Source organism: Herbiconiux sp. VKM Ac-2851, from assembly GCF_013205105.1.
GTDB lineage: Bacteria > Actinomycetota > Actinomycetes > Actinomycetales > Microbacteriaceae > Herbiconiux > Herbiconiux flava.
On record NZ_JABMLJ010000001.1, the window covers coordinates 966,152 to 981,709 of the forward strand.

The window sequence follows — 15,558 nt, forward strand, 5'->3', positions numbered from 1 at the left end:
AGGTGAACGCATGACTCTTGAGCTATTCGAGGACCCGAACAACCGCTACTGGTTGTCGGATGAGGAGGTCGCAGACCTCTGGCCCGACGCACCCGCAGATGACCTCCTGGCCATGCTGAACGCCGCCGCGATCGAGCAGCTGAGCGCCTATGCTCCGGCCTCCGCGCTGGAGCCCTACGAGACAAACGGGTACTTGTACCAGCCCGGTCTCCCTGACGCTTTCAGGCTGGCTCAGCTGATGCAGGTCCGGAACCTATACAACGCAGGCCGTGTGTCGCCGGCGGGTGACCTAGGGGCCGGCGACTTCACCTTCACACCGTTCCCGCTCACCTGGCAGGTCCAGGCACTCCTCCGCCCGAAGCGGGGAAGGCCGGTGATCGGATGAGCACCCTCGCTGAGAACCTGGTTGGCCTACTCAAGCCGATGCTTCCGGAGAAGTTCCGCTACGTCACCTCGGAGCGCAACATCGACACCCTCAGTGCCCCCACGGTCATCGTGACGCTACAGAACATCGAGCCCGCCCCGAACATCCAGGCCGGGTCCAACCTCCTGACCTTCCGCGTCACCATCGCCGTTCCGACATCGAACTTCGACAAGGCCGAGGAGTCCCTTGAGGACGCCGTCCTGGGCCTTCTCGCCGCGTTCGATGACCTCCCCGCATTCCTCTGGTCCGGGGCCAACAAGGTCCGGTATGAGGACTCGCTGGCCTTCGACATCACCCTCACCGTCACCTCACGAAAGGACTGACCCCGTGTCCGTCATCAACCTTGCACCTCTCGTCATCAAGGACGCCGTGCTCCAGATCGGGGCCGACCAGTTCGAGAAGGCTGTCTCCAACGTCACCTTCACTCCCTCCGCTAACGCCGTAACTTGGGCCGGGATCGGAGGCAACTCATTCACCGATACCTCAGTAGCGACGTGGCAGGTTTCCATTTCCTACGTTCAGGATTGGGACACCGCTGGTTCGCTCTCGCAGTACCTCTTCGCGAACGAAGGCGCGACGGTTGCCGGTGTCTTCCGCCCCCGCTCGGGTTCGGGTCCTAGCTTCTCCGTCAACCTGGCCCTCACCCCCGGTGCCATCGGCGGAGCGGGCAACGCGACCGCAGAGGCCACGGTCACCCTTGGCCTGACCGGCAAGCCCGTCATTGTGCCGGGCACCCCTGTCATCCCTACCGTCACGGGAATCACCCCCACCGGCGGCGGGGCCGCTGGAGGTATCCAGGTGAAGATCACAGGCACAAAGTTCACCGGCGCTACCTCGGTCAAGTTCGCTTCGACACCTGCGACCTCCTTCATGGTCGATAGCGACTCGGTCATCTATGCAGTTGCGCCAGCAGCGTCCATCGGCGTCAAGGCTGTCACCGTCACCAACGCAACTGGTATTTCGACGGTGACCACCAACTACACCGTCATCTGATCTGTCTACGTGGAGGCCGGAATGTTCCGCATCGACGCCCGCAGCTCACGCGAGCTGCAAGCGCTGATTCTTGGACTCAACCGGGCCTCCAAGGAGATGCAAGGCAACATCCGGAAGTACACCCGGTCTGAGCTTGAGCCGGAGTGGCAGAAGGGTCTGGCTCAGCGGGCGGAGACGCGGCTAGAGCACCGGGTGCTAGTAGACACGGCTCGAGTCTCGGTCAGCAATCAGAATGTCCGACTCAAGTCCGCATCGCTCAGCAAGTCACTCTCCGGAGGCCTCAAGCCCTCAGAGTCCTGGTACGCAGCCGAGTTCGGCGCAGATGCCGGGAAGACCACGACCTACACCGCGACCTCTCGGAAGGGAAACCGGTATCAGGTCACCCGCCACACCTCGGCACAGCTTCGTCCCCGACGCCGCAACGGCTACGTCATCGGGCCGACCGTCGATGATCTCCTCCCGAGGCTAGCCAGTCTCTGGTTCCAGACAGCAATCAAGACGCTCCGCGATGGAGCAGAAGGGAAGTAGCGCCATGGCTGGCTTCAGTATCGACATCGCTGCCAACACCCGCTCTGTCATCGCCGGTGCCAAGGACACAGCGGACGCTTTCGAAGACGTTGCCGACGCACTCGATGACCTCACGCGTGCCGCTGACAAGTCTGGCGACGACATCGCCGACAGCACCAAGGATGCGGGCCGTGCAGCCGAGGACCTGGGTCGCAACTACAAGACCGCAGCCGGTCGGATCGAGGACGGCTCCGATGAGGGACGCCGCGCCACCGAGAAGCTGGAACGGTCGTTCAAGGAGCTTGCCGACACTGCTAAGCGAGAGACGCGGGACGCCGGGGATGACCTCGGGCGCAACGTCAAGCGCGGCACCGACAAGGCGGAGTCAGGTTTCACAGACCTCAAGTCCGAGGCTGCGCAGAGCGCTCGCGAGACTGCCGCCAGCTTCCGGGAGGTTGGGGACGCTGGAGATCTCGTGCAGGAGGTCCTGGCCAATGCGCTCGGAGGATTCGGGCCGATCGGTCTGGCAGCGGGAATCGCAGGAGCGGCTGGTTTTGGAATTCTGACGGAGGCCATCAACACCGGGACCGAGGAGTCCAAGGAGCGCGTCTCCGCGATGTACGACGACATGATCGAGTCCGGTCAGAAGTTCGTCACGGACAGCTACGTCTCTGAGGCCATCAAAGCTATTCAGACTGACGCGGAGGGTGCGGTTGCGTCCTACGCGCAGGCTCAGGAGATCGCGACCATGACCGGCGCAGAGCTATCAACGGTTCTTCGCGGGCTAGCCGGTGACACCGCCGCGCAGACGGAGGTGGAGTCCGCGCGAACCTCCGCGCTCAAAGAGGCTCAGGCTGAGCAGGCCGCCTACATCGCCAAGAACGGCGAAGAGTCCGCATCGATCGAATACAACATCTCCACCCTTGAGACGCAGGCCAAGGCCTTCGACCGGACCAACTCCGAGAAGGACACCGCCACCGAGAAGGCTCGCATCTACGCGCAGGCCATGGGCGACTTTGCTGCCGCGAACGAAGGGGCAGCGTCCTCAGTCGATGTGGTCAAGTCGAAACTTGCCGCCCTGCCGTCCAACACGACTGTTCGGCTGTCCGTCGATGACTCCGAGCTTGAGCGGGCCATCACCCGCCAGCAGGGCCGGACCATCTCCGTGAACCTCGAAGGACAGGTCACGCGCATCGGGAATCAGGTGTGGTGATGGTAGCGACAATCTCACGTGGCAGCGCCGCCATCACGCCCCGCCTGATCCTCGGTTACGAGGCCACCAGGGCCTCCCAGCACGTCTTTCACGACCTTTGGGACACCGCTCTTCCAGCCGTCTCGCTTCGCCCTCTAGGTGGACGGTCGGGCACGCTGGAAATGCTATTTCTCGATGAGATCTCGGCTGCGCAGGCCGTCGCGTTCCATGACGCCAACGGCGTCTTCACGCTTACCGACCCAGCGCGGCCGACCATCGCCATGACCTACCTCCCCTCCGGCAGCGTCACCCGCAGCCTGGATACAGAGACGGGCACACGCTGGGTGGTCCGTGTGGACTACCGGGAGGTGTCCGCGTGATCGACAAGCACACCGCCACCCTCTTCGCGGGCGACACCGCGATCGATGTGATGGACGCAACCCTGACCCTGGACGCGGAGTGGTCCCCGTACGCGCAGGCCTCCGTGACCATCGCTGACCCCTCGCGCGAGGTGTACGACTCTTTGGATCCGTTGCGAACCGCCCGAGCCCGCCTGACCTTCCTTCGCACCTTCGCTGAGCCCGGCCGACTGTCGGACCTGACGAACCGCTATTCCTCTACAGGCGCGACTCTGGCGAAGATCTCAGCAGATGTGGGCGGGCCTAACCTCGCGACCAAGAGTGCCAAGTTCACCGGAACACCGTTCAACAACACGTATCTTCCGCCCAGCAGCAAGAGCCTCGAATTGATGGTCCTCACCCGGACGCGCGATCTCGTCGCAGGGACCGTCCGCCTCGCGCTCGCCTCGGATGAGGCGCTACTACAGTCCTACGCTCTCACCGGCAACGCCCCGGTCACGTTCACCGCGGGAAGCATTCGCGAACTCGTGGCAACCGTGTTGGCGCGGATCGGTGCTGTGCCGGAGTATGGCGACGAGGATGGGCCGATCGATCCGGACGGGGCCGTGTGGGAGCCGGGCGTCTCAGCGCTGGACTTCCTAGACCCGCACCTCAAGGCCAGCGGGCTCCAGCTGTGGTGCGACTCGGGCCGTTGGTTCCTCCTCGCCCCCGACGCCTACGAAGGCGCGCAGCTGACAACCCTCACCAAGGGCACAGACGTCCTCTCGGCCGAGCGCGAGACAAGCACCGCAGGCGACTACTTCGACGCTGTTGTAGTGGCGTACGAGTGGGACAACGGCACGACCACGGAGTCGGCGTTCTACTACGCCGCGACCAGTGCGACGCCGCTCCGCGTCCGGCGCTTCGACTACCGGACCGCACCAGGACGGTACGCGCAGCAAGCCGCCGAGGACCTTCTACGCCGAGGACCCGTACGCGCTGACACCTGGAATGTTGTCGGCCTCGCCAACTACGACACCGCACCCCGAGACGGCCTACGCCTCACCCTCGACTCCTCGGAGGTCAACGGCATCATCCGTGCCGTGACCTTCGACCTTGCCCGCGCAGAGATGCGCCTCACACCTACCCGAATGATTGAGAGCTAGACATGCCCGGTTACTACGACACAAACGGAGTTTGGAACTTCGCTGAGGACGACCCCTACGTCTCCGAGTCCGACACCCTGAACAAGCTGGGGCAGTCCGCATCCAGCGCGATCGGCACGGCCAAGGGTCGGGTCACCGCTGTTGAGACGGAACTTAACCGGCGCGTCAAGGTCTACAAGGCCATCAGCCCTCTAGCCATCGACGCCCTGTTCCCGCCCCCGGCCACCAAGGCGGCCCGGCTGGCGTTGCAGGCCGAGGGCAACCTGGTGCACGTCCAGAGCCTGAACAAGTTCTACAAGTACTGGGCCGAGAACGACTCCGGCGACACCGTCTCCGACAACTCAAACGGACGCACACCCGCAGGCTGGTACCCCGCAGATGGCAAGCAGACCGGATGGCTGTCGGCGAACTCGAACGGTTCCGGCATCGTCACGGTCACGCACGGCCTCGGGGTGCAGCCGTTCGTATTCATGACCCCGAGCAACACATCATCCGAGGCCGGTCGCATCAACTTCCAGGTAGCGACCCGCACCAACACGACCTTCACCGTGCAGTGCACGAACGCCAACACCGGCACAGTACTGGCGAACGCGCCGATTCGGTTCTACTGGATGGCCGTAGCCCCCGACTTCCAGCCTTGATGCTACTTGCCGCTGAAAAGGGCCAGGCCGGAGGAGACCAGAGCACCAAACACAGCGAGGATTCCACCGGTGATGAACTCAGCCTTGTGTTGACCTATGAACGCGCGTACAGCGCGCGGACGGCCGGACTTTGGCTTTCTAGATGTGACAGCTATGGCCTCCGGCGCGTCCTGAAACACCCCCATTAGCCGGTCAGCATCCCCGTCGGACGGCATGGAGATTGAAATTCTGGCTTCCGTCGGGAACTGATACATCGTAAGAGAGGGCATGGATTTGTAGTAGGTGGAGCTCGACGCAAGGATCAATGTGGCTGATTCGAACTCCAACCGAAGTGCGCCCAAGAACCGGTCCAGGTCGTCATACGACCGCTCAGCACCGTTCGCCGTGACAGCTACCGTCACTAGACCGATTGAGTCACTGCCTCCGCCGTTGTAGGAGGGTGCGGGATAACCGTTAGCGCCATGTACGGCGGTCCATTCCTTCCGCCATGTCCTCTCAGCCCTATCGAGCCCCTTTCGAAATTCCGCGATCGCAGATTCGACGGTCGATGCCCTGAATCGAACACCCTCAAATGTGACGGTTACGCCTGCCATACATCGGATCGTAGCGACAGAATGCACAACCGTCCGGCAGCACGCGCGATCGCCAATCGAACGTATGTTCTAATATCGGAGCATGGGATCGAACAGGCGCTATGCGGACAAGGTCGACGCTCGCATGGCCCGCAAGATCGAGGAGATGAACCTCCGCCCGAAGTTCGAGAGCTTGCCCGCTGGCGTAGTGAACGCCGAGACAGACAAGCCGGTGCAGGCGCGCGAGCCGGTCGACGTAGAGGCCTGGGTGCCGATCACTGCGGGGAAGGTACGCATCCAGGCGCGGGCGGTGGAGTGGAACAAGACCGCTGTTCGGATCGAGTGGATCGACTCTGAGGGTCAGGCACACTCCGCCTGGGTCTTCCTCGGATCAGTGAAGCGGCGTTGATCAAACGTGGCTGTTTCGGTCAGGGTAGTGTCCAGGAATGATCGAATTGACCGGGGACCGACTGATCGAGTTCTGGAGCATGACGGCGCAACTGATCCCCGTCTTAGGAATTGCACTTGGGCTTGAGATGCGGCAGATGTTTTCTGCGCAGTGGGTGGGTTCTGTTGTCCTTACTCGGATAGCGGCCGTCTACGCATTCGTTGTCAGCCTGGCCCTGATAGCTACTGAAACCTTTGCTATTGGCGTAGTTGGTGGCATCTACGGAAACGCCGCTGGGCAACCGTTCATCAGCATCGCGCTCAACGCAATGGGCGCAGGCATCGTGTTTGCAATGTTCGTGCCCTCGCTGGACTTTCTAGTCAAAGCGTGGCAGAGCAGGAAAACTACCGAGGCGTAAAGAACTTGCTATTTGCCCAGCTAGCACCCCTAGGTTTTAAGCGGGCCGGGGGGTCGCTTTCCTGAGACGGCAGCGTCCCCCTTGCTTAAACAGTTAGCGCGACGCTTTGCGCTTGTTCAACGCGGCGACCAACGCTCCTACCGAGGCCGCAATCTGGCCCTTCGGGAACTTGATGTGTTGTGTTCCGGCCAGGTTCGAGAACTCCTCCACCTGGCCCTCCATGAGAACAATGGTGTTCGACCAGCCGAGCCTTCCTTGGAAGTAGCCCACCTCATGCACCACGTTCTGCCTCGCGCGCATCTGCCCCGAGGCCATCGTGTCTGCTTCCGTCATGACAATCACGGCAACCGACGACTCGTTCGCCATTGACCCGAGAACCGACTCGATCGTGTAACCCGCCCGCGGCTCACCCTCGAAGGCCTTGACCTCAAAACCATGGTCATCCCGAAGCTGATCCCGCAAGACTCGCCACTGATCATCGCCGCCGTGGCCGAGAAAGACTCGAAAGGGCGGAGGCTCGTAGACGAAGGGAGCGACTTGCGAGGCTAGCGCTTCCGTCTTGGCAGCGGCCGCTTTCTCAGCTTCAGCAGTCGTGAAGATGGCTTCTACCTCATCCTCCAGAAGGGATGCGCCGAAGTCCGCTTCCATCATCACCATGCTGTTGAACATGGAGACCGTGGTCGACCACCCTCGGAACTCGACGCGGATTCCTACCGGAGAGCTGTCCCCAATCTTTAGATCGAAAGATGACGCCCCGATGTTTGTGATGTAATCCATGCCTTTCTCAAGGGGAAAGAGAAAGGGTTCGCCATACTCGCCAATTCGCCGAGGACCGATCTCGACGTTGCTGAGTTCGATCTTGACCGAGGGGAGGGCGTCAGAGTCACCCACCTCCTCCCTAACCCGGTTGATTGGGTCGTACCACCACAAACGGTTCGACTCACTCCGCTCCGGAGAGGACATCATGTCAAACCACCGGCGGGTACATCTCCGCACAGCTTCCGCTAAGTCTCCGAGGAGGATAGGCGTTGGCGTCACACTCTCGAATCGGAAGGTCGTCGACATTTATCTAGTATCCCTGGAACGACCCACTCACTTCGAAGAGTGTCTTAGCTTGCATTAGCTTTCGCCTGCCCGCGCTCGATCTTGCCGAGGTTCGTGAAGTGCAGCCCCGCGAGCTCGGCCAGTTCCATCTGGTTGATCGCGAAGCGCTGGCGCTCCTCCCGGATGCGGGTGCCCAGCAGCCGGGCCGCATCGGAGTTCGAAGTCACACCCCATGCCTACCTGCCCCATGCTCAGGCAACCAGAGCGGCCGAACTACATGTGTTGCAACCTAACGCTTTGCGGCTACGCGACTCACAGTCCCTCTCGCATGACCAGCGGCACTGCCACCCGCGTCAGCACGACCTCGAGCACGCCCCAGGCCAGCCGGCGGCGCCACGACAGGTGGCGCACGAAGACGGCGGTGTACTCGAGTTCGGCTTCGCCTCCGCGGTGGCGCTTGAAGTCGGCGACCCCGCTCGAGGCGTGTAGCTCAGCCCCCTGGTCGTGGGCCCGGCGGGCGACGAGCCAGCTGAGCATCCGGTACAGCCCCGTCTCGGGCGGGAGACCGGTGTCGTAGCCGAAGACGGGTGCGGCGAGGAAGCCGTGCGCGGTGCGCGTGCCCATCACACCGTCGATGCGCCCGGCGAAGGTGCCGATCTCGGTGTCGGGGTGGTTCTCGGTGTCGGGGTGGTTCTCGGGGTCGGTTCCGCCCCGCCGCACCAGGAGCGTGAAGTCGAGAAAGCCGCTGCGCTGCGCTGCTGCGACGAACTCGGGGGTGTACGCGGGGTTCAGCTGCGAGTACTTGTCGAGGTAGAGCATGCGGTACAGCTCGACGATGCGCTCGCGGGTCGGCCGGTCGGACGCACCGGTTCGGGGATCGATCGGAGCCGGCACGGCCTCGTAGTCGGAGGTCTCGAACAGCTGCCGGTCGCGGCGCACGTCGCGCAGCGCGAGCCACTCCCGCCCGCGCGTCGGAGCGAAGAACACGCTGCGCGACGGCAGCAGGCGGTAGCCGCTCCGCCGCAGCACCTCGGGCAGCAGCATCCCGCGACCGTGCACGCTCCTGAACCCGATCGCGCGGTCCGGATGCTCGCGCCGCAGCCGCGCGGTCACCTCCGTCACCTCCCGCTCCCCCAGATCCGGCAGCAGGTTCGTCGACACGAGCCCGTTCCCGATCAGCACCACGTCGTCGACCCGTCCCGCGTCGAGCACGGCGCCGAGGCCGCGCAGCAGCAGAGACGCGGCTCGCTGCATCCCGGCGGACTGCAGCTCGCCGAGCTCCTCGCGGGCGTAGTCGACGTAGTGGGTGAAGGGCGAGACGACGTAGCTGGGGGTCGGTGCGGCGGCGAAGGTGGTGGCGCCACCGTGTCCACGTCCTCGGCGGTCGCCCTCGCGCGTGGCGCGCCGCGATCGCGCGCGGTGGGTGAACACCGTCAGCGGCAGCTCGTACCGCCCCACCTGCACCGTCTGGAGTTCGGCGGTCGCGTTCGTCACCGCGGCAGTGACCCCGCCTTCGTCTGCGATCGCGGCCGCGAGGGCTCGTGCCCACCCGCGGCTCCCCTGCTCGTCGCCGGCATCGAGCGATGACAGCGGCTCGGCCGGTGGGCCGCCTGAAGATGGACCCGGGACGACGGGCTCGCCGTTCCACTCGAGGTCGTACGTGGAGGCGGCCAGCAGATCGACGTGGGCGCGTCGGCTCTCGCGCAGCTGCACGGCGAGCGACCGCACCAGGGACGCTAGAGGGAGGCGATCCTCGGGCGGACGCAGAGCATCCGGGTATCGCAGTTGCTCGGCGTAGACCTTCAGCCGCTTCAGGCGATTGCTGCCGGCTTCAGTGGGGGCGCCGGCGAGCGGCGGGTACATCGCGTGGGGCAGGCCCAGGCGACTGGTGGGGCGGGAGGCTGCGATCGCGGGTGGGCGAGCATCCGCCGACGCCGACGCGGACGTGGCTGTGGCCGTGACCGGTGATCTCGGGAAATCGACGGACGCGGACGTGGCTGCGGCGGCGGCCGCTGATTTCGGGAAATCGGGAACGAGGTGCGGGAGGAACGCGCGGGCGAGGTGGTCGGCAGGCGCGAAGAGGTGGATGCCGCTCGTCGCGCGCGGGTTGCACTCGAGCACCACGACGGGCGCGGCGGGGTGGTCGGGGCGGTGCATCAGGTCGAGGCCGAACTGTCCGGTGAGGGTGAGGGCCTCGGCGAGGCGCTTGGCGATGCGGAGGGCTTCTCTCACCGGTGCGGCCGACGGGTCGAGCCGCTCGAAGGCGACACCGGCGCCCGTGTCCCCGCCGGGGCCCGCGCGCCACACCGGGCGGTAGGCAACGAATGCCGTGAGGCGACCCTCGAGCGCGACCGCGTAGGTGCAGAACTCGGTGCCCTGGACATGCTCCTGCAGCACCCATCGCTCGCCGAGTGTGACGCGCGGCAGGGTCGGGAGGGGCTGGTGCGGCTCGATCAGCTGCGTCCGGGTGCCGAAACGGGAGAATGCCGGCTTCAGCACCAGACGTGCGGGACCATCGGCACCGTCACGATCCCGTGTGCGCTCGCGGGCCTCGGCGCGGTGGCGCCAGTCGATGGCTGAATCGACGACCTCGGTCACCGGGTGCGGCAGACCGAGCTCGGCCAGCAGGGCGGCGAAGTCCGCCTTGTCGTGCAGGCGTCTCAGCACGTCGATCGGGGGCGCGAACAGCACCCGCCCGAGCGCGGACACCGATCGCGTCGCAGCTCCCGACGTCTCCGCATCGATCGCCGCGGCGAGCCAGAACGTCTCTTCACAGGTGGGGATGACCAGGTCGACGGCGTGGCGGCGGGCGATGCCCGCGACGGCCTTCGCGAACTCCATCGGGCGGAACCGCGGCGAGGGAACACGGTAGGCGGCCGACACGGCCCTCGACGCCGAGCTGATCGCGGGCTGGCTGTCGGCCACGATCACCCGCACGCCCTCGTCGGCGAACCGCCGGGCGAGGTCGAGCGTGGCGGGGGCCCGCGCCCCGGTCAGCAGGACCGACGTCATGCGGCCGGGCGCGGGCCGCCCGTGGGGTGCACGCCGTCGCCCCTCGGCGCGGGCGCGCCGTCGCCGCTCGGCGCGGTGGGGGGCTCGTAGCCGTCGGTGCCGTGGGCCGCCGCGACGCAGACCGCCATGCTGCGGCGCATGTAAACGCGCCAGACGGGGCCGATGAGGTGGGCCACGGCGAAGCGGCGGCCGGGCAGGGGGCGGAAGCCGTAGGTCCAGCGGATGCGCGAGCGCTCACCCGCGGGGCCGGCCGGCTCGAAGCGCCAGCGCGCCTGGGCGTCGGAGACGAGGTGCGCGAGGGTCTTCGTGTAGTCGGTGACGGTGTAGTCGAAGCGGCCCACCGCATCCGGAACCAGGGGCGGGTCGTAGACGTCGAGGTGCTCGCGGAAGCGGCTGCCGTCGGAGAGGTGGACGGTGCGGGTGCGGCCCGGGGTGTCCCACGGGCCGGTCGCGTCGGTGACGCCCGTCACCCCGGGGAGCACGAGGAAGCGGTGGAAGAGGGTGCTGTCGTCGCGCGGAACGACCCGGGCGAAGGCCACCGCGGCGGGCACCGCCGTCTCGCCGACGGCCTCGAAGAGCACGAGCTGCTGCATGTGCTCACCGTAGCGCGGGTCGGCGGATGCTCCGCGGAGGTCACGGGTGGCGGGATCGGTCGCTCTGCCGATGTCGTGAGTGGGCGAGACCTGGGTGCTCCCCTACGCTGTGGGCATGCCTTCGTACCGCGTGACCATGATCGTCGGATCGCTCGAGCTCGGCGTGCGCCCCGAGGAGGTGCTGCCGACGCTGACGCAGGCGATCGCCGACTTCACCACCGTCGAGGCGTCGGACGTCACCGTCGTGAAGGGCGCGCCGCGCGTCGTCGTGCGGTTCACCGCCGACACGGACGAGGCCGCGTACCTCATCGCCGAGCAGGGGGTCGACGGCTCGCGCGTGTCGGTCGAGCCGATCGCGTGGCAGCTGACGCGCCGGGTCGGCGGGGCCTGGGAGCTCGTGCAGTAATCGCGTTCCCACTCGCTCGATCGCCGCACTGTTCCGTTGGCCGGACATGGGCGGATGCTCGGCCGTACCAGTCGGCCTGAGCCTAGGGCGTCAGCGACCTCAGCTGTTACATCTGTGAGTTCGTTCAGCGCGGTCACTCGTTCGATCTGGGTGAGGAGCCGGAGAGGCCGTCAACCGTCTGTGTTGGTTGTAGTTCTGCCCTCAACGCGTGTCGCAGATAGGGCACCTTGGCGGGCAGGTAAATCGGGCGGGGTAAACGGGCATCCCATCCAATGTCGCGACGGGCGTGCTGGTCGCCGGCCGTTGCTGCCCGATGGCCGACTGGCTTGCGGGCGGCGTGAGCAGTCGCCATACCCTCTATGGCTTGTTCGACACCTTTATCGGCTAGCCTCATCCGCGATGAAGCCGAAACAACGAACCTGGCTGAGCTTTGGTCTACCAATCGTTTGGGTGACCCTCTCAATAGTTTCGATGGCGACCCGAGTCGGGGATGACACCGGCCGTATCCTCGCGATTGTCTTCAGCGGGTTACTCGTCGGCGGGATTCTCTTTCGACTGTGGGCCGATCGACAGGGACTGGCGTTTGGGCCCAAGGTTCAGAGTCGGGTACCGGATAGCAAAGTGCTTCTGGTCAAGCGATCCCGGCCTCTAGATACGCTGGTCGAAAAGATCTTGAACGCCGGTGCCGCGGTCGGACCGCGCGAACTAACATTCGCCGTCAGCGTGGGCCCGGACGGCCTTCGGATTTGGAATGACCACCGCGAACCTCAGGTCATCACTTGCGTGCCTTGGGGACGGATAGGTCTACTCGAGCGTGATGGCCCAGCGACACTGATACTTGAAGTTGATCGGGGACCGAAGGAGGTCAGCGCTCACTTTCCGATCTTCGCGGTCGTCAGCTCCGATGGAAAATCATCGGCAAGTACAACCACGCCTAGTTCTGTATGGCTCAATGATCTCGACAACATGATTCAGACCTTCCGGACCCCGTAGATCTGACGTTCAAATTACTTAGAAGTCGTGCATGTCGATGGCGGGTGGCGTTTCATCCCAGCTAGCCACCTCGTCGTCGTCGATCTCGCGGGTTTCGAACCGCACGCCTATGCGGGGAGTCACCAGGACGGAGACGAGACCGTGGCCGGCTGCCGAGAACTTGACGAATTGGGGGCCGTCCTTCACCGATTTCACGATCAGGGCTTCGAGCGCGTCAATATCCTCCTCGGGTTCGAGGTAGAAGGACTGACCGTCGATCTGCAGGTGTTTCACGAGCATTAGTGCGCCGCTCTCGGCCACCGATAGGACGCGAGGAGACAGAGGCGGATTGCCCGACTGACGTAGCCCTCGCTGAGGGCGACTCCGACAAAGCCTAGGCACTGCTGCGCTTTCATGCACTCGACCGAAGGGGGTTGCGCAACTAGGAATGAAATGCTCCCCAACAGCTGCGCAGCTTCCGCCGCATAATCACCTGAGAACGAACCGCCCTGATCACCTCCAGCCCTTGGGCCGGCCAAGGCGAGACACCCCCTTATCGAACGCCGCCCCGTGCGGTAGCCGATCCGATCGGACCGCGATAGTAGGGTGCCGATCGTGACGACCCGGAAGTGTGGGTGTCGAAGGAGGCGCCATGATCGCGGAGCTGAACAGACTGGTCGAACTGATCGAAGGTCGTCTGGACGACGACCTCGACGTTGCATCCTTGGCGAGGGAACTCGGCACGACGGAGTACCACCTCCGTCGGATGTTCTCGTCGCTCGCTGGGATGCCGCTGTCGGAGTACATCCGGCGACGCCGCATGTCAGTCGCGGCAGCGGATGTTCTCGGAACCGACGACCTGCTGACCATCGCGGTGCGCTACGGCTACGGCTCGACCGAGGCCTTCGGCCGAGCATTCCGATCAGTGCACGGCGCCAGCGTCGGCGACGTCAAGCGAGACGGCGGCCCCCTTCGAACACAACCGCAACTCAGGTTTCGCCTGACCGTAGAAGGGAACATCACCATGGACACCCGAATCACCGATCGACCGGCGTTTCTCCTCGTCGGCCACGCTACCCGCGTGCCCCTCATCCACGAGGGCGTCAACCCACACATCCAATCCCATATCGCCTCCCTGCCGGCGGCAGAACACGAACAACTCAAAGCCCTGAGCGACACCGAGCCGGCCGGCCTGCTGCAGGTCAGTGCCGACGTCGACCCGGACTACACCGAGGGAAGCGAACTGACCTACCTGCACGGCGTCGCCGTCACGGGCACGGTCCCGGTGGCCGAGGATCTCGACACGATCGAGGTTCCGGCCGGCACGTGGGCTGTGTTCCACACCGAGGGCGAGTACCCGGCCGCGCTGCAGGAGGCATGGGCTGCGACCGCGACTGATTGGTTCCCGTCGAACCCCTGGCGGCTCCGGCCCGGGCCGTCCATCGTCGCGGTACTCGACCGTGCCGACGACTTCAGCACCGCCACCTGCGAGCTCTGGCTCCCCGTCGAGCGCGCTTAGCAGAGAAGGCCCTGTCGGCCGTGGGATGCCGGCAGGTCCGCCGCCCGCTGATGGATCCATCAGCGGGCACGGTGTTCACATCATCTATTTTCAGCGGGTGCAGAATGGTGGCGTGATGGATGACGACGAAGTCCAGACGAGGATTGTGGTTCTCGAGGCGCTGATAGCTTTCGCTCCCGTCTTGAGTGACGTCCTCGAAGAAGCCGCGTCAATTGGCTCATCTGAGGACTTCACGACCCTCATTGCTTCGCGGATGGGCGTTCCTTTGTCGCTGGCCAAAGTCGTGGCCAACTCTCGGCTCGAAGGATTGATCGCTGGCTTCGCTATTGAGAGGAAACGGGCCGAGCTCGATGAGCTCAGACGATTACGGCGAACGCGTTCGTAAGCCGATCGTCTTGAGGGCACCATCAGAGAGGCGCGATTCACAATCGTAGGAAGTTGAAGTTCGCTTTGGACCATCCGCGAGACGGGAAAGTCAGAAACCCCTACGGGAGGTTGCGGCTCACGCGAAGGCCGAACGGGTGGGGGCCAAGTGCGTACCAGGCGATCGCTCCCCAAACCGGTGCAAGCACAACACCGATGATCCAAATAGACCGTTCGGTGGAGTTGAGCTCCGAGGACTTCGAAATTTGGACGATGGCGAAAATGACTGCCGCAAGATATAGCGCGATCGCCGCTGCTCCGAGAAGTATCGGGAGTAGCGGAACCGTTGGATCGGACATGGGTCACACCTCCCGCTCCCATTCATCCTAAATCGACGGGCGTAGAGGTCACCAGACCAAAAGCCCGGTGAACGATCGGCTACCGCACGGGGCGGCGTTCGATGAGGATGGTGACTCGCCGTTGGCCGGCCCAAAGGGCTTTAGGAAATCAGAGCAATACGATCTCATGTGCCGATGCGGCGGAAGTTCCGCAATTGGGTCCCAGTGGAGCAGCATCTCATTCCCCGTTGCGCAACCCCCTTCGTTCGAGTGCATGAAGACGGAGCCGCGCCTACGCTTGTCGCAGTCACCCTCAGCGAGGGCTACGTCAGTCGGGCAATCCGCTTCTGGCTCCTCGCGTCCTATCGGTGGCCGAGAGCGGCGCACTGATGCTTGTCAAACACCTGCAGGTCGACGGACAGTCCTTCTACCTCGAACCCGAGGAGGATATCGACGCGCTCGAAGCCCTGATCGTGAATGCGGTAAAGGACGGACCCCAATTCGTCAAGTTCTCGGCAGCCGGCCACGGTCTCGTCTCCGTCCTGGTGACTCCCCGTATAGGCGTGCGGTTCGAAACCCGCGAGATCGACGACGACGAGGTGGCTAGCTGGGATGAAACGCCGCCCGCCATCGATATGCATGACTTCTAAGGAGGTCAATCGTCGGAAGCAC

The 15,558-nt window shown here is 64.5% G+C and carries 21 protein-coding genes; 14 read left to right on the top strand and 7 right to left on the bottom strand.

The annotated features are described in order from the left end of the window. Positions 1–10 precede the first annotated feature (10 nt). From HQQ85_RS04515 to HQQ85_RS04550, 8 genes are read left to right on the top strand one after another with little or no spacing between them, the layout of a single operon-like run. Positions 11–385 (top strand): hypothetical protein, encoded by a 375-nt coding sequence (locus HQQ85_RS04515; RefSeq protein ID WP_173181275.1) that lies wholly within the window; start codon positions 11–13, stop codon positions 383–385. After that, complete coding sequence (locus HQQ85_RS04520; RefSeq protein WP_173181276.1) at positions 382–747, top strand: hypothetical protein; 366 nt, start codon at positions 382–384, stop codon at positions 745–747. The genes HQQ85_RS04515 and HQQ85_RS04520 overlap by 4 nt, the downstream gene beginning before the upstream one ends. A gap of 4 nt (positions 748–751) precedes the next feature. Then, entirely contained in the window at positions 752–1,417 is a 666-nt protein-coding gene (locus HQQ85_RS04525; protein WP_216851417.1) for an IPT/TIG domain-containing protein, read from the top strand. A gap of 21 nt (positions 1,418–1,438) precedes the next feature. Beyond that, the gene (locus HQQ85_RS04530) at positions 1,439–1,945 is read left to right on the top strand and encodes a hypothetical protein (RefSeq protein WP_173181278.1); all 507 of its coding nucleotides are present in this window, start codon (positions 1,439–1,441) and stop codon (positions 1,943–1,945) included. Further along, positions 1,926–3,137: a hypothetical protein gene (locus HQQ85_RS04535; protein WP_173181279.1), complete on the top strand. Its 1,212-nt coding sequence runs from the start codon at positions 1,926–1,928 to the stop codon at positions 3,135–3,137. The genes HQQ85_RS04530 and HQQ85_RS04535 overlap by 20 nt, the downstream gene beginning before the upstream one ends. Continuing rightward, complete coding sequence (locus HQQ85_RS04540) at positions 3,137–3,496, top strand: hypothetical protein (RefSeq protein ID WP_173181280.1); 360 nt, start codon at positions 3,137–3,139, stop codon at positions 3,494–3,496. Before HQQ85_RS04535 ends, HQQ85_RS04540 begins: the two co-directional genes overlap by 1 nt. Then, the gene (locus tag HQQ85_RS04545; RefSeq protein ID WP_173181281.1) at positions 3,493–4,620 is read left to right on the top strand and encodes a hypothetical protein; all 1,128 of its coding nucleotides are present in this window, start codon (positions 3,493–3,495) and stop codon (positions 4,618–4,620) included. Before HQQ85_RS04540 ends, HQQ85_RS04545 begins: the two co-directional genes overlap by 4 nt. A 2-nt stretch (positions 4,621–4,622) precedes the next feature. Continuing rightward, positions 4,623–5,261: a hypothetical protein gene (locus tag HQQ85_RS04550; protein ID WP_173181282.1), complete on the top strand. Its 639-nt coding sequence runs from the start codon at positions 4,623–4,625 to the stop codon at positions 5,259–5,261. Between the two features lie 2 nt (positions 5,262–5,263). Here the strand turns inward: HQQ85_RS04550 and HQQ85_RS04555 are convergent, their stop codons facing one another. Continuing rightward, positions 5,264–5,854, bottom strand: a complete 591-nt coding sequence (locus tag HQQ85_RS04555) for a hypothetical protein (RefSeq protein ID WP_173181283.1) — start codon at positions 5,852–5,854, stop codon at positions 5,264–5,266. Positions 5,855–5,936: 82 nt separating this feature from the next. On the opposite strand from HQQ85_RS04555, the gene HQQ85_RS04560 reads away from it, so the two are divergent. After that, complete coding sequence (locus HQQ85_RS04560; protein WP_173181284.1) at positions 5,937–6,242, top strand: hypothetical protein; 306 nt, start codon at positions 5,937–5,939, stop codon at positions 6,240–6,242. Between the two features lie 37 nt (positions 6,243–6,279). After that, on the top strand, positions 6,280–6,639 hold the full coding sequence (locus tag HQQ85_RS04565; RefSeq protein ID WP_173181285.1) for a hypothetical protein: 360 nt from the start codon (positions 6,280–6,282) through the stop codon (positions 6,637–6,639). A 93-nt stretch (positions 6,640–6,732) separates the two neighbouring features. On the opposite strand, the gene HQQ85_RS04570 is transcribed toward HQQ85_RS04565, so the two are convergent. The 4 genes from HQQ85_RS04570 to HQQ85_RS04585 all read right to left on the bottom strand — a co-directional run bounded on the left by HQQ85_RS04570 (position 6,733) and on the right by HQQ85_RS04585 (position 11,288). Beyond that, the gene (locus tag HQQ85_RS04570; RefSeq protein ID WP_173181286.1) at positions 6,733–7,704 is read right to left on the bottom strand and encodes a TIR domain-containing protein; all 972 of its coding nucleotides are present in this window, start codon (positions 7,702–7,704) and stop codon (positions 6,733–6,735) included. Positions 7,705–7,748: 44 nt separating this feature from the next. Then, positions 7,749–7,910, bottom strand: a complete 162-nt coding sequence (locus tag HQQ85_RS04575) for a helix-turn-helix domain-containing protein (RefSeq protein WP_173181287.1) — start codon at positions 7,908–7,910, stop codon at positions 7,749–7,751. Between the two features lie 85 nt (positions 7,911–7,995). Next, positions 7,996–10,695 (bottom strand): hypothetical protein, encoded by a 2,700-nt coding sequence (locus HQQ85_RS04580; protein ID WP_173181288.1) that lies wholly within the window; start codon positions 10,693–10,695, stop codon positions 7,996–7,998. Then, complete coding sequence (locus HQQ85_RS04585) at positions 10,692–11,288, bottom strand: SRPBCC family protein (RefSeq protein ID WP_173181289.1); 597 nt, start codon at positions 11,286–11,288, stop codon at positions 10,692–10,694. Before HQQ85_RS04585 ends, HQQ85_RS04580 begins: the two co-directional genes overlap by 4 nt. Positions 11,289–11,403: 115 nt before the next feature. Between HQQ85_RS04585 and HQQ85_RS04590 the strand changes: the two genes are divergently transcribed. Next, on the top strand, positions 11,404–11,694 hold the full coding sequence (locus tag HQQ85_RS04590; protein ID WP_173181290.1) for a hypothetical protein: 291 nt from the start codon (positions 11,404–11,406) through the stop codon (positions 11,692–11,694). A gap of 1,011 nt (positions 11,695–12,705) precedes the next feature. Here the strand turns inward: HQQ85_RS04590 and HQQ85_RS04595 are convergent. After that, entirely contained in the window at positions 12,706–12,987 is a 282-nt protein-coding gene (locus HQQ85_RS04595; protein ID WP_173181291.1) for a hypothetical protein, read from the bottom strand. 331 nt (positions 12,988–13,318) lie between these two features. Here HQQ85_RS04595 and HQQ85_RS04600 point away from each other — a divergent pair, with 331 nt between their 5' ends. Continuing rightward, on the top strand, positions 13,319–14,185 hold the full coding sequence (locus HQQ85_RS04600) for an AraC family transcriptional regulator (protein ID WP_173181292.1): 867 nt from the start codon (positions 13,319–13,321) through the stop codon (positions 14,183–14,185). Between the two features lie 112 nt (positions 14,186–14,297). Further along, positions 14,298–14,570 (top strand): hypothetical protein, encoded by a 273-nt coding sequence (locus tag HQQ85_RS04605; protein ID WP_173181293.1) that lies wholly within the window; start codon positions 14,298–14,300, stop codon positions 14,568–14,570. A 100-nt stretch (positions 14,571–14,670) separates the two neighbouring features. On the opposite strand, the gene HQQ85_RS21580 is transcribed toward HQQ85_RS04605, so the two are convergent. Then, a complete protein-coding gene (locus tag HQQ85_RS21580; RefSeq protein ID WP_173181294.1) occupies positions 14,671–14,907 on the bottom strand; it encodes a PLDc N-terminal domain-containing protein in 237 nt (78 codons plus the stop codon). Between the two features lie 347 nt (positions 14,908–15,254). Between HQQ85_RS21580 and HQQ85_RS04615 the strand changes: the two genes are divergently transcribed. Continuing rightward, positions 15,255–15,536: a hypothetical protein gene (locus HQQ85_RS04615; RefSeq protein WP_173181295.1), complete on the top strand. Its 282-nt coding sequence runs from the start codon at positions 15,255–15,257 to the stop codon at positions 15,534–15,536. The last annotated feature ends 22 nt before the right edge of the window (positions 15,537–15,558 follow it).